The 21,340-nt window shown below is 59.5% G+C and carries 21 protein-coding genes and 1 tRNA gene; 9 read left to right on the top strand and 13 right to left on the bottom strand.

Translation table 11 applies throughout. From position 1 onward, the window contains the following. Positions 1 to 7: 7 nt before the first annotated feature. The 9 genes from cimA to ilvD form a co-directional block, all read right to left on the bottom strand. Entirely contained in the window at positions 8 to 1,597 is a 1,590-nt protein-coding gene (cimA, locus tag ANT_RS01650; RefSeq protein WP_155817961.1) for a citramalate synthase, read from the bottom strand. A gap of 21 nt (positions 1,598 to 1,618) precedes the next feature. Then, complete coding sequence (gene leuD / locus ANT_RS01645; RefSeq protein ID WP_013558763.1) at positions 1,619 to 2,209, bottom strand: 3-isopropylmalate dehydratase small subunit; 591 nt, start codon at positions 2,207 to 2,209, stop codon at positions 1,619 to 1,621. A gap of 11 nt (positions 2,210 to 2,220) precedes the next feature. Continuing rightward, on the bottom strand, positions 2,221 to 3,648 hold the full coding sequence (leuC, locus tag ANT_RS01640) for a 3-isopropylmalate dehydratase large subunit (RefSeq protein WP_013558762.1): 1,428 nt from the start codon (positions 3,646 to 3,648) through the stop codon (positions 2,221 to 2,223). Beyond that, positions 3,623 to 3,835, bottom strand: a complete 213-nt coding sequence (locus tag ANT_RS01635; RefSeq protein WP_013558761.1) for a hypothetical protein — start codon at positions 3,833 to 3,835, stop codon at positions 3,623 to 3,625. Before ANT_RS01635 ends, leuC begins: the two co-directional genes overlap by 26 nt. A 29-nt stretch (positions 3,836 to 3,864) precedes the next feature. Continuing rightward, positions 3,865 to 5,490 (bottom strand): 2-isopropylmalate synthase, encoded by a 1,626-nt coding sequence (locus ANT_RS01630; protein ID WP_013558760.1) that lies wholly within the window; start codon positions 5,488 to 5,490, stop codon positions 3,865 to 3,867. 79 nt (positions 5,491 to 5,569) lie between these two features. Next, positions 5,570 to 6,622, bottom strand: a complete 1,053-nt coding sequence (ilvC, locus tag ANT_RS01625; RefSeq protein WP_013558759.1) for a ketol-acid reductoisomerase — start codon at positions 6,620 to 6,622, stop codon at positions 5,570 to 5,572. 38 nt (positions 6,623 to 6,660) lie between these two features. Further along, positions 6,661 to 7,200, bottom strand: coding sequence for an acetolactate synthase small subunit (ilvN, locus tag ANT_RS01620; RefSeq protein ID WP_013558758.1), 540 nt, complete (start codon positions 7,198 to 7,200; stop codon positions 6,661 to 6,663). A gap of 11 nt (positions 7,201 to 7,211) precedes the next feature. Beyond that, positions 7,212 to 8,933, bottom strand: a complete 1,722-nt coding sequence (gene ilvB / locus ANT_RS01615; protein ID WP_013558757.1) for a biosynthetic-type acetolactate synthase large subunit — start codon at positions 8,931 to 8,933, stop codon at positions 7,212 to 7,214. An 18-nt stretch (positions 8,934 to 8,951) separates the two neighbouring features. Further along, positions 8,952 to 10,619, bottom strand: a complete 1,668-nt coding sequence (gene ilvD / locus ANT_RS01610; protein WP_013558756.1) for a dihydroxy-acid dehydratase — start codon at positions 10,617 to 10,619, stop codon at positions 8,952 to 8,954. Positions 10,620 to 11,057: 438 nt separating this feature from the next. Here ilvD and ANT_RS15935 point away from each other — a divergent pair, with 438 nt between their 5' ends. Continuing rightward, a complete protein-coding gene (locus ANT_RS15935) occupies positions 11,058 to 11,639 on the top strand; it encodes a nitroreductase family protein (protein WP_013558754.1) in 582 nt (193 codons plus the stop codon). Between the two features lie 46 nt (positions 11,640 to 11,685). Here the strand turns inward: ANT_RS15935 and ANT_RS01600 are convergent. After that, positions 11,686 to 11,763: transfer RNA gene (locus tag ANT_RS01600), tRNA-Val, on the bottom strand. 353 nt (positions 11,764 to 12,116) lie between these two features. Here ANT_RS01600 and ANT_RS18055 point away from each other — a divergent pair. Beyond that, on the top strand, positions 12,117 to 12,281 hold the full coding sequence (locus ANT_RS18055; protein ID WP_013558752.1) for a PIN domain-containing protein: 165 nt from the start codon (positions 12,117 to 12,119) through the stop codon (positions 12,279 to 12,281). Further along, complete coding sequence (locus ANT_RS01590; RefSeq protein WP_013558751.1) at positions 12,278 to 12,502, top strand: hypothetical protein; 225 nt, start codon at positions 12,278 to 12,280, stop codon at positions 12,500 to 12,502. Before ANT_RS18055 ends, ANT_RS01590 begins: the two co-directional genes overlap by 4 nt. A 167-nt stretch (positions 12,503 to 12,669) precedes the next feature. On the opposite strand, the gene ANT_RS01585 is transcribed toward ANT_RS01590, so the two are convergent. Both ANT_RS01585 and ANT_RS01580 read right to left on the bottom strand, forming a co-directional pair. Beyond that, the gene (locus ANT_RS01585; protein ID WP_172634560.1) at positions 12,670 to 13,479 is read right to left on the bottom strand and encodes a transposase; all 810 of its coding nucleotides are present in this window, start codon (positions 13,477 to 13,479) and stop codon (positions 12,670 to 12,672) included. 49 nt (positions 13,480 to 13,528) lie between these two features. Continuing rightward, on the bottom strand, positions 13,529 to 13,975 hold the full coding sequence (locus ANT_RS01580) for a PDDEXK family nuclease (RefSeq protein ID WP_041454489.1): 447 nt from the start codon (positions 13,973 to 13,975) through the stop codon (positions 13,529 to 13,531). Positions 13,976 to 14,131: 156 nt separating this feature from the next. Here ANT_RS01580 and gatC point away from each other — a divergent pair, with 156 nt between their 5' ends. From gatC to ANT_RS01550, 6 genes are all read left to right on the top strand, one after another. Then, on the top strand, positions 14,132 to 14,422 hold the full coding sequence (gatC, locus tag ANT_RS01575; protein WP_013558749.1) for an Asp-tRNA(Asn)/Glu-tRNA(Gln) amidotransferase subunit GatC: 291 nt from the start codon (positions 14,132 to 14,134) through the stop codon (positions 14,420 to 14,422). Position 14,423: 1 nt separating this feature from the next. After that, on the top strand, positions 14,424 to 15,914 hold the full coding sequence (gene gatA, locus ANT_RS01570) for an Asp-tRNA(Asn)/Glu-tRNA(Gln) amidotransferase subunit GatA (RefSeq protein WP_013558748.1): 1,491 nt from the start codon (positions 14,424 to 14,426) through the stop codon (positions 15,912 to 15,914). Positions 15,915 to 15,940: 26 nt separating this feature from the next. Further along, the gene (locus ANT_RS01565) at positions 15,941 to 17,632 is read left to right on the top strand and encodes a M3 family oligoendopeptidase (RefSeq protein WP_013558747.1); all 1,692 of its coding nucleotides are present in this window, start codon (positions 15,941 to 15,943) and stop codon (positions 17,630 to 17,632) included. A 108-nt stretch (positions 17,633 to 17,740) separates the two neighbouring features. Then, complete coding sequence (locus ANT_RS01560; RefSeq protein WP_013558746.1) at positions 17,741 to 18,751, top strand: sugar phosphate nucleotidyltransferase; 1,011 nt, start codon at positions 17,741 to 17,743, stop codon at positions 18,749 to 18,751. Between the two features lie 4 nt (positions 18,752 to 18,755). After that, on the top strand, positions 18,756 to 18,974 hold the full coding sequence (locus ANT_RS01555) for a hypothetical protein (protein ID WP_013558745.1): 219 nt from the start codon (positions 18,756 to 18,758) through the stop codon (positions 18,972 to 18,974). Positions 18,975 to 18,990: 16 nt separating this feature from the next. Then, positions 18,991 to 20,148, top strand: coding sequence for a pyridoxal phosphate-dependent aminotransferase (locus ANT_RS01550; RefSeq protein ID WP_013558744.1), 1,158 nt, complete (start codon positions 18,991 to 18,993; stop codon positions 20,146 to 20,148). A gap of 159 nt (positions 20,149 to 20,307) precedes the next feature. Here the strand turns inward: ANT_RS01550 and ANT_RS01545 are convergent, their stop codons facing one another. Next, positions 20,308 to 21,339, bottom strand: coding sequence for an asparaginase (locus ANT_RS01545; RefSeq protein WP_013558743.1), 1,032 nt, complete (start codon positions 21,337 to 21,339; stop codon positions 20,308 to 20,310). Position 21,340 lies beyond the last annotated feature (1 nt).

Raw genomic sequence — 21,340 nt, 5'->3', positions numbered from 1 at the left:
TAAGGAATTATGGAAGTGCCGGCGCAGGCTCCACCTGATGTTCGGCAACCCAGATGCCGTATTCAATGGAATCTGCCAGCGCGCGCCACGAGGCTTCGATGATATTGGTGCTGGCGCCTACCGTGCCCCAGGAACGATGCCCATTGCGCGTCTCAATCAACACGCGGGTGGTGGCAGAAGTGCCGTTGGGACCGTCCAGGATGCGCACCTTGTAATCCGAGAGGTGGAAAGCGGAGATGGCAGGGTAATAAGGCAAGAGGGCTTTGCGCAGGGCAGCATCCAGCGCGGCGACAGGACCATTGCCCTCAGCGGCGGTGTGGATGACCTGCTCGCCTACACGCACCTTAACCGTGGCTTCGGCAAAGATGCCCCGCCCCTGACGGTGTTCCACCCCGGCGGTGAAATCTACCAGCGTAAACGGCGGCTGGTAATCGGGCTTCTGACGCAACAGCATCAACATCACCGAGGCATCGGCGGCTTCAAAGGAAAAGCCCTGCGCTTCCAGCGCCTTGACCTCGCGCAGAACGCCACTCACATCCACGCCTTCTTCCAGAGGGATGCCGTATTCCTCAGCTTTGCTGAGCAGGTTACCCCGCCCGGAGAGTTCTGAAACCACCACCTGCGAGGTATTGCCCACGAGCGCCGGGTCAATGTGCTGGTACGAGCGTGGCGTGCGCCGCATGGCAGCCACATGGATGCCCCCCTTGTGGGCAAAGGCGGCTTTCCCCACATATGCCAGATGCTCGTCCGGCGCCAGGTTGGCAACCTCCGCCACGTAGTGGGAAAGGTCGGTCAACTGCGCCAGATGCCCCTGCGGCAGGCAGGTATAGCCCATCTTCAGTTCCAGATCGGGCAGGATGGAACACAGATTGGCATTGCCACAGCGCTCCCCGTAGCCGTTTATCGTCCCCTGCACCTGCACACAGCCCTCGCGCACCGCCGCCAGCGAGTTTGCCACCGCACACTCGCCGTCGTTGTGAGCATGGATGCCCAGCCTGGCGTGTGGGAAACGCACCCGCACCGCGCGCACAATTTCACCCACCTCCCAGGGCAGACTGCCGCCATTGGTATCGCACAGCACCAGCGTCTCGGCGCCGCCGCGCAATGCCGCCGCCAGCGTCTGCAGGGCATATTCAGGGTCTTCTTTGTAGCCATCGAAGAAGTGTTCGGCATCGTAAATCACCCGCCGTCCCTGCGCCTTCAGGTACGCCAGCGACTGCTCGATGATGCGCAGATTGTTCTCCAGCGTGGTGCGCAGGACCTCATGGACGTGCAATACCGAAGATTTACCCACCACCGTACACACCGGCGCGCGCGACTCCAGCAAGGCGAGGATGTTCTCATCCTGTTCGGGGGTTTTCTCCACCGCACAGGTCGCGCCAAAGGCGGCAATTTGCGCGTGTTTCCACTCCATCTCTGCCGCACGGGCAAAGAATTCGGCATCCTTGGGGTTGGAGCCGGGCCAGCCGCCCTCGATGAAATCCACGCCCAGCATGTCCAGACGGCGGGCAATGTTCAGTTTGTCATTCACCGATAAAGAGATGTCGGTTCGTTGCGTTCCATCGCGCAGGGTAGTGTCGTACACTTCGATTTTCATGGCACACCTCATAAAAGCCCCTCAACGGGGCAGGGATTGTTCGTAGCGGGCAATCTCGGCTTCCAGACTGAGTAGATAGCCCAGTTCGTCCACACCGTTCAGCAGACAGGTCTTGCTGAACGAGTCGATGGGAAAAGATTCCTGCGAGCCGTCCGCCAACCGCAGGGTTTGAGAAGGCAGGTCAATGGTCAATGGCAGGGATGGCTGAGCGGCATACAACGCCATCAGGCGGGCGTGCGCCTGCGGGCTGACCACCACCGGCAAAAGCCCGTTTTTGAGGGCATTGTTGCGGAAAATGTCGGCAATGGTAGTGGAAATCACCGCGCGGAAGCCCCAGCCCAGCAACGCCCAGGGAGCATGCTCGCGCGAAGAGCCACAGCCAAAGTTATCCCCCGCCAGCAAAATCTGCGCCCCCTGCGATTCAGGGCGATTGAGGACAAATTTGGGGTTGGGCGAGCCATCTGGCAGGTAACGCCAGTCGGCAAAGAGGTTTGCCCCCAAGCCGTTCTTATCGGTGGTCTTCAAAAAGCGCGCCGGGATGATTTGATCGGTGTCCACGTCGTTGACCGGCAGGACCACCACATGAGAGGTCAGAGTAGTGAAAGACTGCATGGGAAACCTCCTCAGGAAAGCAGAGGGCGCGGGTCGGTGATGACCCCGGTGAGCGCCGAAGCAGCGGCGGTCAGCGGGCTGGCAAGGAAGGTGCGCCCGCCCTTGCCCTGACGCCCCTCAAAATTGCGATTGCTGGTGCTGATAGCATACTGCCCTGGCTCCAGTTGGTCGCCGTTCATGGCGATGCACATCGAGCACCCCGGTTCGCGCCACTCGGCGCCGGCTTCTTTGAACACCCGATCCAGTCCTTCGGCTTCGGCGGCGCGTTTGACCTGTTGCGAACCCGGCACCACCAGCACGCGCACCCCGGGGGCAACCCGCCTGCCTTTGAACAAGCGCGCGGCACTGCGCAAATCGGCAAGACGTCCGTTGGTGCACGAACCGATAAAGACCACATCCACACGCTGACCCTGGATTGGGGCGCCGGGACGCAAATCCATGTACCCCAGAGCTTTTTCCAGCGCGGCGCGCTGGCTGGCGTCCTTCATCTCGTCCGGCGTGGGGATGCATCCGCTGATGGGCACCCCCATGCCCGGATTGGTGCCGTAGGTGACCATCGGCTCGAGTTGAGATGCATCCAGCGTCACCGTGCGGTCAAAGACCGCCCCTTCATCGCTCGGCAGGGTGCGCCAGTACGCCACAGCGCGCTCCCAGGCTTCTCCCTGCGGCGCAAAGGGACGTCCTGCCAGATATTCAAAGGTGGTATCGTCCGGAGCCACCATGCCCGCGCGGGCACCGCCCTCGATGGACATGTTGCACAGGGTCATGCGCTCTTCCATGCTCATGGCGCGTACGGCTTCGCCCATGTACTCAAAGACGTAGCCCGTGCCGCCCGCCGTGCCGATTTGGGCAATCAGCGCCAGGATGACATCCTTGGCGGTCACGCCCTTGTTCAGGCGCCCCTCGATGCGCACGGCACAGGTTTTCGGTCGGCGCTGAAGCAGGCACTGCGTGGCAAGCACATGCTCCACCTCGCTGGTGCCGATGCCGAACGCCAGCGCGCCAAACGCGCCGTGTGTGGCGGTGTGGCTGTCGCCGCAGACGATGGTCATGCCCGGCTGGGTCAAGCCCAAATCGGGACCGATGACATGCACGATGCCCTGGTTGGGGCTTTCCAGATCCATCAGACGGATGCCAAACTCGCGGCAGTTGTCCTGCAACTGCTGAATCTGGCGGCGGCTCAGTTCATCGGCAAAGGCGAGCCGCCCACTGCCATTCCCACCCTGCGAAAGCGTAGGCACACCGTGATCCATGGTGGCGACGGTGCGCTCCGGTCGGCGCACCCGCAACCCGCGCGCCCGCAATCCACTGAAGGCCTGCGGCGAAGTCACTTCATGCACCAGATGCAGGTCAATGTACAGCACCGCCGGAGAGTCGGGCGGCTCGACAACCACATGACGTTCCCAGATTTTCTCAAACAACGTCTTGGGGGCGTTCATAACCACCTGCGGTGAAGCGGAGATGCTGTTCATAGGCAGTGCCGTTCATATCCGCCGCTCGCGCGTGCGGGTGAGTTTTCAGAACGGCATCGGTCAGGTCCCAACCGCCGGGGATGGTGTTGGGCTGAGAGAACGGGTCGGGATGACCTTCTTTCATGGGATCAAATGAGACTTTGTGCGGATTCATACTACTCCTCCTTTGGCGAAAACAGAAATTTATTGCACGAGAGAATGCTCGGCAGATTTCTCTGCCGGGCCGAAAGTACCCATTGCTACCAGCAGTTTGTTCAGCGCCGCCAGATAGGCTTTGGCACTGGCGACCACAATATCGGTATCGGCGCCATAGCCGCCGAAGGTGCGCGGCAGGTCATCCTCGCGCTGGGCACTGACCGACGACAAACCATCCTCACCCTGAATGCGCACGGTAACCTCGCCCAGTGCGTCAATGCCCTCGGTGACGGCGTGAACGACAAACTCCAGCAGGGTGATGGGCACACCGACGATGGCATCAATGGCTTTGTAGGTGGCATCTACCGGACCGGTTCCCACCGCCGCATGGACGTGCAACTGTCCATCCGGCCCGCGCAGGCGCACCGTGGCGGTCGGCATGCCCATCGTGCCGCAGGCAACCTGCAAGCCGTCCAGCGCATAGAGTTCGCGCGGCTGGTACAGTTCATCGGAGACCAGGGCTTCCAGATCGGCATCGGTGATGACCTTCTTGCGGTCTGCCAGGTTCTTGAAGCGCTCGAAGACCTGATCCATTTCGTCTTCGCCGAGGGCATAGCCCAGCGAAGCCAGGCGGGTTTTCAGCGCATGGCGTCCGGAGTGCTTGCCCAGCACCAGTTTGCTCTGGGTCGCGCCCACCGTCTCCGGACGCATGATTTCGTAGGTAAGGGTGTGTTTGAGCATGCCATCCTGATGGATGCCGGCTTCGTGAGCAAAGGCGTTAGCGCCCACAATGGCTTTGTTGGGCTGGACGGGCATGCCGGTGTAGTTGCTCACCAGTTTGCTCAAACGGGTGATCTGGGTAGTATCAATGCCGGTGCGCAAGCCGTACAGGTTGGGGCGGGTGTGCAGTGCCATGACTACCTCTTCAAGGGCAGTGTTGCCGGCGCGCTCGCCAATGCCATTGATGGTGACCTCCGCCTGGCGCGCACCCGCCCGCAAGCCCGCCAGCGTGTTGGCGGTGGCTAATCCCAGGTCGTTGTGGCAATGCACCGAGACGATGCAATGCTCAATGCCGGGGGTGTGGCGCAGGATGCCGGCAATCAGCGCACCGAACTCGTCGGGAGTGGTGTAGCCCACCGTGTCGGGGATGTTCAGCGTGGTTGCTCCGGCGCGGATGGCAACGCCCAGCACCTCGTAGAGAAAGGCGGGATCACTGCGTCCGGCATCTTCAGGGCTGAATTCCACATCCTCGCAGAGACTGCGGGCGTACGAAACCATCTCCTCCACCCGCTCCAGCACCTGCTGGCGGGTCATGCGCAGTTTGTACTGCATGTGAATTTCCGAGGTTGCCAGGAAGGTGTGAATGCGGGGATGCCTGGCTGGGCGCACCGCTTCCCAGGCTTTGTCAATATCACTGCGGGTAGCCCGCGCCAAACCGCAGATGATAGGCGCGTGCCCGCCGTCGGCGGGGTTGCCCACCTCTACGGCAATACGGCGCACAGCCTCCAGGTCATCAGGCGAAGCGGCGGGAAAACCGGCTTCAATGACATCCACGCCCAGGCGTGCCAGCCCGCGGGCAACTTCCAGTTTTTCGGCGCTGGTCAGGGTTGCCCCCGGCGATTGCTCGCCGTCGCGCAGGGTGGTATCAAAAATGCGTACGTAATCTTGGCTCATTGGCTCTCCTTTCCCCGCCTGGTGGCTCTCCCTCTGCGCAGAGAGAGCCACTCAGGGAAGGGTACAGAAAAGGGAAAATTTACTTTTGCCAGTTTTCCGGGCGCAGAGAGCGCACCAGCGCCCCCGCCCGCCACATCTCGGATTCGCGCATCTCGCGCAGTTCAGCCTCCAGTTTTTCCTTGTAATCGGGTTGACTGTTGGCTTCCAGCACGCGGCGCGTCTCCGCACCGGACGCCACCGACTGGTACAGACGCTCAAACACCGGCAGGGTGGCATCGCGGAACTCGTGACGCCAGTCCAGCGCCCCGCGCTGAGCGGTCGTGGAACAGTTGGCGTACATCCAGTCCATGCCGTTCTGCGCCACCAGGCGAATCAAACTCTGGGTGAGTTCTTCCACGGTCTCGTTAAAGGCTTCCGATGGAGTATGTCCATGCGCGCGCAGGGTCTGATACTGGGCTTCCATGATGCCCGCCAGCGCACCCATCAGCACACCGCGCTCGCCGGTCAGGTCGGAGTACACTTCGTGCTGGAAGGTGGTTTCGAACAGATACCCCGAACCGATGGCAATCCCCACCGCCAGGGTGCGTTCGCGGGCGCGCCCGGTGTAATCCTGCTCGACGGCAAAACTGGAGTTGATGCCGCTACCGGCGAGGAAGTTGGCGCGCACGCTGGTGCCCGAACCCTTGGGCGCAACCAGAATGACATCCACGTAGGGGGGAGGTACCACCCCGGTCTGATCGCGGTACACCACCGCAAAGCCGTGCGAGAAATACAGGGCATCGCCTTCCTTGAGACAGGGGCGAATGCGCTCCCAGGTAAGTTTCTGCGCCGCATCTGAGACCAGGTACTGGACAATCGTGCCGCGTTCGGCGGCTTCTTCCATGGAGAAGAGCGTCTCGCCCGGCACCCAGCCGTCCTGCAGGGCTTTATTCCACGAGCGCCCACCCGGGGTAACGCCCACAATGACTTTAATCCCGTTGTCGCGCATGTTGAGGGCTTGCGCCGGTCCCTGCACGCCGTAGCCCAGCACTGCCACCACCTCATCTTTCAAGACTTCCTGCGCCCGGCTGAGGGGGAACTCCTCACGGGTAACCACTTCTTCCAGCACACCTGCAAAATCCATCTTTGCCATGAAACACATCTCCTTCAACGTTTTGGGGTTGATGATTCTCAATCTGCCGAGGCGGCGGCATGATGCCCGTTGCCATTGCCATTCGGGGGCGGGTACAGCGGAGCACCCCCGCGCGACATCGCCAGCAGTCCCGTGCGCACCATCTCCAGGATGCCCAGCGGGCGCAGAACCTCGACAAAACTCTCGATTTTCTCCTCATCGCCGGTGACCTCAATGATGAGCGACTGGCTGGTCACGTCCACAATACGGGCGCGGTACACATCCACCACCTGCATCACCTGAGTACGGGTTTCGGGCGGCGCGGCAACTTTGATCATCGCCAGGTCGCGGGTCACGGCAGGCACATGCGTTAGGTCTTCCACATGCACTACATTGACCAGTTTGTACAGGTAGGCGATCAGGCGCTCAATGGCGATGTCATCCCCATCTACCACAATGGTCATGCGCGACAGTCCGGGCTGTTCGGTATGCCCAACCGTGAGCGACTCGATATTGAATGCCCGACGGCGGAACAGCGATGCCACACGGTTGAGCACGCCGGGTTTATCTTCGACCAAAGCAACTAAAGTGTGACGCATACGGCATCCTCCTACATCTCATCCTGTGCGGTTTCCACCAGCGGGTTGCGCACCGGTCGGCGAATCATGTTGTGCAAATCGGCGCCAGCCGGCACCATGGGATACACACTGTCTTCCTGCTCCACGCGGAAATCAATCACCACCGTGCCATCGGTCTCGCGGGCGCGCTGAATGGCGTCAAAAACCTCCTCACGCCGCCACACGCGCAAACCGGTCAAGCCGTGCGCCTCCGCCAGTTTGACAAAGTCGGGACTGCGCATGGGGGTAGCAGCGTAACGGCGGTCGTAGAAGAACTCCTGCCACTGGCGCACCATGCCCAGAAAACCGTTGTTGATGATGGCAACGTTCACCTTCACGCCTTCCTGCGCGGCGGTGGAGAGTTCTGCAGCGGTCATCTGGAAACCGCCATCGCCGACAATCGCCCACACCTCGGCATCTGGGCGGGCAATCCTGGCACCGATGGCGGCGGGCAGTCCAAAGCCCATCGTCCCCAAGCCGCCCGAAGTAATCCACTGGAAAGGCTGATCGTGGCGGTAGTACTGTGCCGCCCACATTTGATGCTGTCCCACATCGGTCACCACCAGCGCGTTGCCGCCGGTATAACGCCACAGGTCGTGGATGACATGCGCGGCGTAGAGGTGACCATCGGGGGGCAGGTACTGAATATCGCGCACCGCCGACTCACCCTTGAGGGTGTTGATGTGTTCCACCCAATCGGAATGATCCATCTGCGGCAGGTGCTCCAGGAAGGTCTGCAAACTTTCGCGCAGGTCGCCCACAATGCCCACATCCACGCGCACGTTTTTATTAATTTCGGCGGGGTCAATGTCCAGGTGAATCTTGCGGGCGTTGGGCGCGTAGGTCTTCAGGTTGCCGGTTACGCGGTCGTCAAAGCGCATGCCAAACGCCAGCAGTAAATCGGACTCCTGAATGGCTTGATTGACCCATGCCTCGCCGTGCATGCCCATCATGCCCAAGCTGAGCGGATGCGATGCCGGGAAAGAGCCAATGCCCAGCAGAGTCACCGCCACGGGAACATGGGCGCGCTCGGCAAACTCGCGCAGTTCGCGCATGGCGCCGGAGAGCAAAACACCCCTCCCGGCAAGGATGAGCGGCTTGCGCGCCGTGGAGAGCATCTCCAGGGCTTGCTCCACCTGCTTGCTCAAGGGGTGGCGATTGGGGCGGTAACCGCGCAGTTGAATGGGACGGTCGCTGTACTCCCAATCGGTGCTGTTTTGCTGGGCATCTTTGGCAATGTCCACCAGCACGGGCCCGGGGCGCCCGGTGCGGGCAATGTAAAAGGCTTCGCGCAGGGTGTCCCCCAGTTCTTCCACTCGAGTTACCAGATAATTGTGTTTGGTAATCGGCAGGGTGATGCCTGTGACATCGGTTTCCTGAAAGGCATCGTAGCCGATAAACTTGCTGACCACCTGTCCGGTGAGGAACACCACGGGCGAAGAGTCCATCATCGCCGTGGCAATGCCGGTGACCAGATTGGTGGCGCCGGGTCCAGAGGTCGCCATGGCAACCCCCACCTTGCCGCTGGCGCGGGCGTAGCCATCTGCCATGTGCGCGGCGCCCTGTTCGTGGCGTACCAGCACATGACGAACGGGATAATCCAGCATGGCATCGTAAATGGGCAGGTTGGCGCCCCCCGGATAGCCAAACACCACCTCCACCCCCTCACGCATCAAGGTTTCCCAAACAATTTGCGCTCCTGTACGTTTCATCATCTCCTCCTTTGGCAAACTCTAAAACTCCAGCACCGCACCGCGGTCAGCGCTGGTGACAAAATGCTGGTAGCGGCGCAGCCAGCGGCTGGTCGTGCGCGGCTGGAAGGGCGGGAGCGCCGCCAGACGCCGCTCGATTTCTTCCTGCGGCAGGCACACATCCAGGCGCCGCGCGTCCAGGTCAATCTCCACTACATCGCCGGGTTGAAGGGCGGCAATGGGACCGCCCGCGGCGGCTTCGGGCGAGACGTGTCCAATGCAGGCGCCGCGCGTCCCGCCGGAAAAACGTCCATCGGTGATCAATGCTACCTTGTCACCCAACCCCATGCCCATGATGGCGCTGGTAGGGCTGAGCATTTCCTGCATGCCCGGACCGCCCTTCGGACCTTCGTAGCGAATCACCACCACCTCGCCGGGCTGAACCTCGCCTGCCAGAATGCCGCGTAAGGCATCGTCCTGCGACTCGTAAATGCGCGCCGGTCCGCTGAAGCGCCGCATGGCAGGCGCCACACCGCCGGTCTTCACCACCGCGCCGCGTGGAGCCAGATTGCCGAACAGGACTGCCAGCCCGCCATCCTGCGAGTGGGCTTTCTCCCACGGACGGATGACTTTCTCATCGCGGATGACCGCGCCGCGCAGGGCATCGCCCATCGAGACGCCCGCCACCGTCGGGCGTTCGAGATGCAACATGCCGGTTGCGCGCTGAATCTCGTTAAGGATGGCGGGGATTCCTCCCGCTCGATGAACATCCTCCATGTGCCATTTGCCCGCCGGGCTGACCTTGCACAAATGGCGCACCTGCGCCGAAATGTGGTTAATACGCTCCAGAGAATAGTCCACCCCCGCCTCGTGGGCAATCGCCAGAGCGTGCAGGATGGTGTTGGTCGAACCGCCCATCGCCATATCCAGCGCAAAGGCATCGTCCAGAGCTTCCTGCGTGATAATGTCGCGCGGGCGCAGGTCTTTTTCCACCAGATCCAAGATAAGGCGGGCGGCGCGCTCTGCCAGGGCTTCGCGTTCGGGGGTATTGGCAAGCGCCGAGCCGTTGTAGGGCAGGGCAATACCCAGGGCTTCCATCAGGCAGTTCATGCTATTAGCAGTGAACATGCCCGAGCAGGAACCACAGGACGGACAGGCGTAATCTTCCAGCACCTTCAGACGGCGGCGGTCCATCCTGCCTGCCTGCACCGCTCCCACCCCTTCAAAGACCGAGATGAGATCAATCACTTCCCCGTCGGGGGTGCGGCCAGCGGGCATGGAGCCGCCGGAGATAAAAATCGCCGGCAGGTTCAGGCGCACCGCCGCCATGAGCATGCCGGGAACGATTTTGTCGCAGTTGGGAATACACACCATGCCATCGAAGGGGTGCGCGGAGAGCATCGTCTCGATGGAGTCGGCAATCAACTCGCGCGAGGGCAGGGAGAATTTCATGCCCTCATGCCCCATGGCAATGCCGTCGTCCACCGCGATGGTATTGAACTCGAATGGCACACCGCCTGCGGCGCGGATGGCGTCCTTAATCCGCTTGCCGAAGGCTTGCAGGTGCACATGTCCGGGGACGATATCCACATACGAGTTGACCACAGCAATGAAGGGTTTGTGCAGGTCGGCATCGGTGACGCCCGTGGCTTTCAGCAAAGCCCGGTGGGGGGCAAATTCGAGGGCTGTTTTGATTCGGTTAGAGCGCATGGCTTCTCCACAGGACAAGATTGAAAAAAGAACCGCCCGGTTTGGGCGGTTCTTCTGGTCTGTGTTGCGTTCGGTTGAATTAATCTTCTTCGTTCATTCCTGCGCTCATCCTGACCGCCCAAACGGGTAATGGGTTCTCGAGGATAATTACGAGAACCGCAATAAGGAACAGGATGAACAGCGAGAAGGACGAAAACATCTTTTTGACTTTCAAGTACCTTTTGGGGTGAATTTCGCCTTATTTTAAGGGCTGGAAAGCAAAAGTCAAGGGGCAGAATGGGTAATTAATGGGTGAAAAATGGGACAAAAAATAACCCCATCGAAAAAGGGAAGGGTGTACAAACCTTCTTCCCCTCCCCTTTCTGCAAAAAAAGCAGATACAATTCGGACGAAATTCATCGGACAGGAATGATCCGAAAGGCTCTGGAGCACAAACAGATGGAAACCCTTGAAGTCATCCGAAATCGTTGCAGTTTGAAGGAACAAATTTCTCCGCGGGAAATCGAACCCGGGATTCTCTACACCGTGCTGGATGCCGCCCGCTACGCTGCATCTTCGCGCAATCATCAGCCCTGGCGTTTTGTGGTCGTGCAGGGACAACCCGCCGTGCAGGCATTGGTGGATGCCGCCGTGACCGGCACCAACGCCGTGATTCGCAATGCGCCAGTGGTCATCGCCGTGTGCGCCCGCCCGCAGGATGACTCCATCAGCAACGGCAGGGAGTACTACCTGTTCGACACCGGCATGGCGGTTGCTAACCTCTTGCTTGCCGCCACCGATTTCGGGCTGGTCACCCACCCCATGGCAGGATTCGATGAGGCAGCCCTCAAGCGCCACCTGCACATTCCCGAGGATGTGCGCGTGCTGATGATCACCCCGCTGGCATACCCGGCAAGCGAATCGTATGACGAAGCCGCCCGCGAGCGTCTGAGTCAGCGCAGTCGCAAAGCCTTTGAAGAGGTAGTGTTCTTCAACCGCTGGGGGGAAATCCAACCCGAAATGGACGCCATCCGCGCGTAAAAAAAAACAAACAGACGCCCGGCGTTGGCGTCTGTTGAGGAAAATATGGTGGGCGCGGAGGGGCTCGAACCCCCGAACCTCACGGATGTGAACCGTGCGCTCTGACCAGCTGAGCTACGCGCCCAAAGTTGCTTGGATTATATCAAAAGGCGCAAAGAATGGCAAGGAATTTTGGTTTTGAATTTAAAGATGCTACAATAATTTTGTGAAAATCTATCTGGATGTATGCGCAATTCAAAGACCACTTGACACCTTTGACCAGATACGAATTGTGCTGGAAGCCGAAGCGGTTTTAGGTATTCTTTCTCTATTCGAAAGGGGTATCCTTGAATTGTTTTCTTCAGATGCGCTGGTATTTGAAACAGAACAAAATCCCTTCCCTCTACGCCGTGAACATGCCAGAGCCGTCTTATCCAAAGCCAGAGAGCATTTATCACTTTCACCAGAAGCCATCCAGCGTGCAAAACAATTAACAATTTGGGTCTCCAACCTTTGGATGCATTGCACCTGGCACTGGCGGAAACAGGAAAAGCCGATTATTTCTGCACCTGCGATGACCGGCTATTGCGAAAATCAAAACAAATTGAGTTACAGGTCAAAGGCGTTTCACCGGTAGAATTGATTCAGGAGATTGAAAAATGAGCACTATGATGAAACCTTTAGCGGAGATCAATCAGCAGGCGATTCAGTTACTGTATCAGGAATTGGGAGTCGTCAACGCGGTACGCTTCCTCAGGCAATTTACCACCGGTTTTGGAGATTACACCAGGGAACGTGCGTCTCTGTTTGCCGGCAAAAGTTTACAGGAAATAGTCCACGAGATTGAACAACAAAAGGGACAGTCTCTCCCCCATAAACCCTGAGGAGGATCTTCTTAATTCTTCAGGAAGCATTCTGCGTTTGGTCACACTATTTGATTCCCCCGAGCCCGGTTATTTTCAGGCAAACCAGCGTTTTGTTTCATAATGAAACTCCACGATTACAATATTTGGGTTGCTCTGTTGCAAAGATAGGTTAGGAAGAGATACACCTAGCGGTGTATGTTGTAGACCAGTCCTTTGATAATCGGTTCTCGGTTTTGCAGGCTGCGTTTCCGCGAGCGGATGGCTTGCCCGAATTTGCGCTTGATGACCGAATTCACGGTTTCGGTCTTCCAGCGTTGACCATAGAGACCATCCAGGCGAGCCGCAGAGACAAGCTCGCTTCTTGCTCGTCGTTCAGGGGCCAGCAAATTTCCACCTCGCCGAACGGGTGGAATCAAGTCTTGAGGCCGGACAGTCCGACCATCGAACCCTGAATCGGCCAGCAAGACCCAAGCCCGACGTTTGGCAAACCGCCTGGCTTTGCGGCGCAGATAGCCCAGATAAGGGGCATCGCTACCTGGACCCCAGCCGGATTGCATCGCAAGGATGAATTGCGAGACAATTCCAACGGCATAAACGCCCTTCGCCCAGTGGCGATAGGCTTTTCCCGAACGGCTTTGGTAGTAAGAACTGGCCGGGCCGGGTGAGAAGCCGGTACTATCGGCAGCCACCCCTTCTTCTTCAGGCCGTCCGATTTCCTCGAGCAAGGTCTCGTTCATGCGCATCCAATCCGCTTTGCGTATCTTGGCGTAGGTACGTTGCAGGGTCGTATGATCGGGAACACGCGGTAATTCCAGCTCCTTACCAACCGCATCGCTTGCCAGCAGCCATTCTTCCATGTCGCGATAGCTGAGATTCAGGTAGAACATCAACAAAACACAGGCCCCCAACTGCGGCAACGTGAAGTGATGGGGACTCTTGGCATGTGAATACATCGGTAATGCTTGTTTGGCAAGCCGGTAGGCGATCCTCGCCACTCGGACGTATCTGCTTTCTCGTGTGGTCATACCGTATGTTTACCACATTTCAACCATGATTGCAACAGAGCATATTTGGATCATTATAGTATTCCTCTATATGTTTAGGAGTCATCTTCCAATTATAAGTTTTCTTACCCTTTGTGATTCTTAACAGATTCTCCATAGACAGAATAAACGCTGTAATTTTATTTCCTGCATCCACTACGATAGCAAAATATGGTATGCATCCGAATGCTTTACATGCAATTTCTGCTTTCTCCACATCGTCCCGAGGAATCAACACACTGGTAAATTCTTTTCCCGTATTTCGACTGCGGCTTTTCACCGAAATTCCCAACAGCTCTTGATTGTGTGGATTCCTGGCGATTAGATCAATTCCCGTATGATCAACCCTGGCACATTCAAAGCCATATTTCGACAACCAGTACAGTACCAGAGCCTCGGCAAAATCACCGGTGATCTTAGAATGTCTGGAACTTTTTAAGACTTCCATAAACGCTATGCCTCTCAATAGTCTTTTTCTCATTCATTTTACAAAAAAAGATTGCGATGAAGTTGCCTTTCCATTCATCCGTCCCAAAAACCGTTTTTCCACATTCCCCTCACTGCCAGTATAATAAGGGACACGCGCACGCAAGGAGGTGTCCGCATGTCCCTCACCCTGGCTGAGGTTGAACACATCGCCCGTCTGGCACACCTGGAACTCACTGAGGAGGAAAAGAACCGCTTCCGCGAGCAGTTGTCGGCAATTCTGGAGTACGCCGCCCGCCTGCAGGAAGTGGATACCCGCTCCATCTCCCCCACCGCCTGGACGTTCAACGCTCAGGCGCCCCTGCGTGAAGATGTACCCGCGCAGGGACTGTCCACCGCTGAGGTGCTGAGCAACGCGCCGCAGGTGCAGAACGATCAATTCCGCGTGCCGCCGGTGCTGGAGGGATGAGATGAGCCGGATTCCCGATCTTTCGGTCTCCGAACTGCTGGCGGGCATGCGCCGCGGCGATTTCTCCGCCGTGGAAGTGACCCGCGCCTTTCTCGAGGTCATCGAGCGCCTCGAGCCGAGCCTGCACACCCTCATCACCTTCACCCCCGAACTGGCATTGCGCATGGCGGAAGACGCCGACCGCCGCTACCGCGCATGGCGCCGCGCAGATTCCCCCGCCGAAGAGGCTCTGCCCCCTCTGCTGGGCATCCCCCTGATGGTGAAAGATGTGCTGTGCCTGAAGGGCGTACCCTGCACCTGCGGCTCTCGCATCCTGCAGGACTTCATCCCGCCCTACACGGCAACCGCCGTCCAGCGTCTGCTGGATGCCGGCGTGGTGGTGCTGGGCAAAACCAACACCGATGAATTTGCCATGGGCTCTTCCACCGAAAACTCCGCCTTTGGCGCTACCCGCAACCCCTGGAATCCCGCGCACGTACCCGGCGGCTCATCCGGCGGGAGCGCCAGCGCCGTTGCCGCGCGCATGACCCCCGCCGCGCTGGGCTCGGATACGGGCGGGAGCATCCGTCAGCCCGCGGCTTACTGCGGTGTGACCGGCATCAAACCCACCTACGGGCGCGTGTCGCGCTACGGGCTGGTGGCTTATGGTTCATCGCTGGACACGGTAGGCGTGTTTGCCCGCAGTGCCGCCGAGACGGCGCTGTTCTTCTCGCTCATGGCAGGACACGATCCGCTGGATTCGACCTCAGCGCGCGAAGCGGTCTCACCCATCACCCTGCCGGATGAACCCGCGCTGAAGGGACTGCGCATTGGCGTGCCGCAGGAGTACTTCATCCCCGGCATGTCGGCAGAGGTAGAACAAGCCGTGCGCGCCGCCATTGCCCAACTGGAGCATTTAGGCGCAACCGTGCAGATGGTGCGCCTGCCCCATACCGAATACGCCCTGCCGGTGTATTACCTCATTGCCCCTGCCGAAGCCTCTGCCAATCTGGCGCGCTACGACGGCGTGCGCTTTGGCTTGCGCGCCCCCGCCGAACGCCTGTGGGAGATGTTCGACCGCACCCGCGGGAGCGGCTTTGGCGCTGAAGTGAAACGCCGCATCATGCTGGGCACTTATGCGCTCTCCGCCGGGTATTACGATGCCTACTACGCGCAGGCGCAGAAGGTGCGCACCCTCATCCGCCAGGATTTTCTGGACGCCTTCCAGCAGGTGGATGTCATCGCCTGCCCGGTTGCGCCCACCCCCGCCTTCCGCCTTGGCGAGCATACCGACGACCCTCTCGCCATGTACCTGGAAGATATCTTCACCCTGCCCGCCAACCTTGCCGGTGTGCCAGGCTTGGCGTTCCCCGCAGGCTTCAGCGCGGCGGGACTGCCCATCGGCATCCAACTGATGAGCGCCCCCTTCCGCGAGGAAATCCTCTTCCAGACGGCGCACGCCTACCAGCAGGTAACCGACTGGCATCTGCGCCGTCCCCCCACTGCCCCCTAAACCCTTATCTGTTCAAAGGAGATTCCATGTTTGACCAACTTCCCACCAACCCCGCTGAACTGCGCAACTGGACGTGGGCGGATTTTGCGCCCTACTACGATGACCTGAAACAGCGCCCGCTCACCCAAGCCACCCTGACGGAGTGGCTGAAGGACTGGACGAGCATCGCCGAACGGGTGGATGAACTCTATAACCGTTTATACGTCGCCGTGACGGTGAACACCGCCGACGAGGAAAGCCGCGCGCTGTACATGCGCTTCCTGGACGAGACCTACACCCAATCCATGGAAGCCGAACAGGCGCTGAAGGAAAAACTGCTCCACAGCGGTCTGGAACCCGAGGGCTTTGAAATTCCCCTGCGCAACCTGCGCGCCGAAGCCGAACTCTTCCGTCCCGAAAACCTGCCCCTGCTGGCAGAGGAACAGAAACTCACCAAGGAATACGACCGCATTGTCGGCGCGCAAACCGTACAGTGGGACGGCGAGGAAAAAACCCTCACCGCGCTGACCCCCTACCTGCACGACCCCGACCGCGCCCTGCGCGAAAAGGTGTGGCGGCTCTCCGCCGAGCGGCGACTGGCTGACCGTCAGGCGCTGAACGACCTGTGGGTGCAGTTGCTGGAACTGCGCCAGAAAATCGCCGCCAACGCCGGCGCGCCCGATTACCGCGCTTACCGCTGGAAACAAATGCTGAGATTTGACTACACCCCCGAAGACAGCAAGCGCTTCTGCGCCGCCATTGAAGAAGCCGTAGTGCCTGCCGCCCGGCAACTGCGCGAGGAACGCCGCAAGCAGATGGGCTTACCCGCCCTGCGCCCATGGGATGTGGATGTTGACCCGCTTGGACGCCCCGGACTGCGCCCCTTTGATTCGGTGGAGACCTTCGAACAGGGCATCTCCGCCATCTTCCATCACATTGACCCCGTGCTGGGCGAGCGCTTCGACACCATGCGCCGCGAGCGTCTGCTCGACCTGGACAACCGCAAGAACAAAGCCCCCGGCGGCTACTGCACCTCTTTTGCCGTAGCGCGCAAGCCCTTTATCTTCATGAACGCCGTCGGTACGCAGGATGATGTCTCCACACTGCTCCATGAAGGCGGGCATGCCTTCCATGTCTTTGAAAGCGCCGCCCTGCCCTACATCCAGCAGTTGAGCGTGCCCATGGAATTTGCCGAGGTGGCTTCGATGAGCATGGAGTACCTCGGCTTGCCCTTCCTCACCCGCGAGCATGGTGCATTTTACACCCCCGAAGAGGCTCAACGCGCCCGCTGGGAGCAGTTTGAGAAAGCCATCCTCTTCTGGCCCTACATGGCGGTGGTCGATTCGTTCCAGCACTGGGTGTACGAAAATCCGCGCCTGGCTGCCGACCCTGCCGAGTGCGATAAAACCTGGAGCAACCTGTGGCGGCGCTTCATGGTGGGCGTGGACGAAAGCGGCTTTGAGGATGTGGTCGCCACCGGCTGGCACCGGAAACTGCACATCTTCCAGGTGCCTTTCTACTACGTGGAGTACGGGCTGGCGCAGTTGGGCGCGGCGCAGGTGTGGCTCAACTCGCTCAAAGACCGCACTGGCGCGGTGCAGGCGTACCGCAAAGCCCTCTCGCTGGGCGGCACGGTGACCCTGCCGCAGTTGTATCAGACGGGGGGCGCGCGCCTTGCCTTTGATGCTGAGACCCTGCGCCGTGTGGTGGATGCCATGCTCTCCGCCATGCAGGTATAACTTACGGAATGGGGAATCTATTCCCCCCGGAATGATGACGTTTAGAACGCGAAAGGCTTTTTTGAGAATGGTACAATCGAACCAGAATTCATTTCAAGGGGAGATGGAATGAGCAAACCGACGCTGAAAATCGCCATTCCCATGGCAGGGCTGGGAACACGCATGCGTCCACATACCTGGAGTAAGCCCAAACCGCTGGTTTCGCTGGCAGGAAAAACCGTGCTGGATTACGTCCTCGAACAGTTCAGCACCATCCCCCCCGAATTTGAGGTGGAGTACATCTTCATCGTCGGTCCTCAGGGGGATCAAATTCGCGAGTACATGGAAGAACACCACCCGCAGAAGACAGTGCATTACGTCCTGCAAGCCGAAATGCGCGGGCAGTCGCACGCTCTCTATCTGGCGCGAGAATACCTGAACGGTCCCATGCTGATGGCGTTTTCCGATACCCTGGTGGAAACGGATTTCTCTTTCCTGAAAGAAAACGCACGGGATGCCATTGCCTGGGTTAAGCCCGTGCCCGACCCGCGGCGCTTCGGCGTGGTAGAACTGGATGAACAGGGCTGGGTGCGCCGCCTGATTGAAAAGCCCAGCGACATGCGCAACAATCTGGTCATCGTGGGCTTCTACTACTTCCCCAGCGGCGAGGAACTCATCCAAGCCATCGAGGAGCAGATGCACCGTAACGTGCTTTTGAAGAACGAATATTTCCTCGCCGATGCCGTCAACATCCTGCTGGAGCGCGGCACCCGCATGACCACCCACCAGGTCGAGGTGTGGCTGGATGCGGGAACGCCCGAGTCTCTGCTGGAAACCAACCGCTACCTGCTGGATCACGGGCGCGACAACAGCGCCGAAGCCGCCCGCCCAGGGGTGACCATTGTGCCGCCGGTATTCATCCACCCCAGCGCGCACATCGAAGCCTCGGTCATCGGTCCGCATGTCTCCATTGGCGCCGAATGCACCCTGAAGCGCGCCATTGTGTCCAATTCAATAATTGACGAAGGCTCAGAAATCGAGGACATTGCCATCGAAGGATCCCTGCTGGGCAGGCATGTCAGTCTGCATGGAACCCCACTGCACCTCAATCTGGGCGATCAATCCTGGGCAGTGCGTTAAGACCATGCCAGGAGTGCGGGTGGAATGTCGCTCGGAGTACACCTACCCCCAACGCCCGGTGGCGCTGTGGTTTGACCAGAACCGCGTCACAGTGGCGGAAGCAGAGCATGAGAGCCGTACCCCGCGCGGCAAATTGTTCCGTGTGCGTCTGGAAGACGGACGCCGTTTTGAACTACTGTACGAGGAACTGACGGACGAATGGAGCGTCCGTGAAATTGCCTGAACCCTGTGGAGTAGCCATGCGCGAAACTTTCCTGAACCACCGCATTCGTGGGCTTCGCCCTTCTGCTATTCGGAAATTCTTTGACATTGCCGCCACCATGCAAGACGTCATCTCGCTGGGCATTGGCGAACCGGACTTCGACACCCCTGCCCCCATCGTGCAGGCGGGCATCCGCTCCCTGCAGGCGGGATACACCCACTACACCTCCAACAGCGGCGTGATGGAACTGCGTCAGGCCCTGGCAGAGCATCTGGAACGCCTGTATGGGGTGCATTACGACCCCACTGAAATCATCATCACCGTCGGCGGGTCAGAAGCGCTCTACCTGGCTGCCTCGGCAACCCTCGACCCCGGCGATGAGGTCATCATCCCCACGCCATGTTTTGTGTCCTACCAGGCACAGGTGCACATGGCGGGCGGCGTACCGGTGGAAGTGCCCTGCCGCATGGAAAACAACTTCGAAGTCGATCCTCAGGACGTAGCCGCCGCCATCACCCCGCGCACCAAAGCCATCCTGCTGGGCTTCCCCAGCAACCCCACCGGTGCCATTGCCCGGCGCGAAACCCTGCTGGAAATTGCCCGCCTTGCAGAAGAACACGACTTGCTGGTCATGTCTGATGAAATTTACGACCGCCTGGTGTACGACGGTCAGCACGTCTGTTTCCCCTCCCTGCCGGGGATGTGGAAGCGCACCATCCTGCTGGGTGGCTTTTCCAAGGACTACGCCATGACCGGCTGGCGCATTGGCTACGCCGCCGCGCCGCACGCCATCCTGCAGGGCTTACTGCGCCTGCACCAGTACACGGTGATGTGCGCCTCGACCACCGCGCAGATGGCGGCAATCGAAGCCCTGCGCAACGGCGAAGAGTACGTCCAGCAAATGGTGGCAGAATACGACCGCCGCCGCCGTCTCATCGTCAAGGGCTTGAACGAGATAGGCTTGCCCACCTTTGAACCCAAAGGCGCTTTCTACGCCTTCCCCAAAGTGAGCGTGACCGGATTGGATGACGAAACCTTTGCCAGCCGCCTGCTCACCGAGGAGCGTGTGGCGGTCATTCCGGGCTCCGGGTTTGGCGCGGGTGGTGAAGGACATGTGCGCATCTCTTACGCCACCGCCTACGAAAAACTGGAAGAAGCCCTGCGCCGCATGGAACGCTTCGTCAACCGCCTGTAATCGACTCTTTACCGAACATCAAAGCCATCCCCGCGTTCCATACCCGGGGATGGCTTTGTTTTTTCAACGCCGTGATGGCATTCCCTTTACAGCATGTCTTTCAGAGAGACATTCACCCCTCACAGGGAAGACTGCACAATTGCAGAAAAAACGAGGGATTTACCACCGAAAACAAGGACGAATCTCGCCAATTTCCAGTTTGCGCCAGTTGTAGAGGGGACGGCGGTCAAATTTTGTCAGCCCGGCAAGTTCTTCAGCAGTCAGCACACCCAGAAGACGCAAGACCTGCACGGCTGCCAGCGTCACTGCCCGCCCGCCGGTATCGCCATCCGAAATCTTGATGGCAATGCCTAACCCGGGCGAGCCGGGACCCAGCGCGCCGGGGCGTACCCCCATACCCTGATAGCCTTCGGCGCCGCCTTTGGCAACCACTTTCCCGCCGGTGACCTGCATCAGCACGGTGTCGAAGCGCTCCGGACCGGCAACCATATCGGGGTATGTGGTCATGGCATGGAAAATGCGATTCAGCGCCGAGCGGCGCGGCTCAGGGAGACTGGCAGGGTCTGCCAGCAGGGCATAAGCATGGGCAGCGTTTTGCAAAGGCGCGGCAAAGGTGGGCGCAGAACAGCCATCAATGCCAATGGGCACGTCTTCCGGGGCAAGGCTCACCATCTGGGCAAAGGTTTGCAGAATGCGTTTTTGCCAGGGGTGTTCGGTGTTCAGGTAATCTTCCAGCGCAAAGCGGTTGAACTGGCATCCTGCCAGCATGCCGGTATGCTTGCCCGAACAGTTGTGGCGGTTCTGGGTAGGGGCTTCACCGCGGGCGCGCAAAGCCTGAGCGGTTGGCTCGTGCAGGGGATAGTGCGTACCGCAGAGCAGGTTATCCTCGCTGACGCCAATTTTGGCTTGCAATCCCCGCAGGACGGCTACATGGTCCTCTGTACCGGAATGCGAGGCGCAAATGATTGCCAGTTCCCGCGGGGTGATGCCAAAGGCATCCACCACGCCGGACTCAACCAGGGGAAGCGCCTGAAACGGTTTGGCAGAAGAGCGCAGGTTGGCCACATGGTGAGGATCGCCCACCGAGGCAATCAGGTTGCCGGTCGAGTCCACCACTGCCAGCGCGCCAAAATGAATCGACTCCACCAGCGGACCGCGGGTGAGTTCAACAAGCGGTTGATAAGGATTCATG

The sequence above is a fragment of the Anaerolinea thermophila UNI-1 genome (assembly GCF_000199675.1).
GTDB classification, from domain to species: domain Bacteria; phylum Chloroflexota; class Anaerolineae; order Anaerolineales; family Anaerolineaceae; genus Anaerolinea; species Anaerolinea thermophila.
Note: the sequence above shows the minus strand (reverse complement) of the source record. Positions and strands in the feature narration are given on the sequence as shown.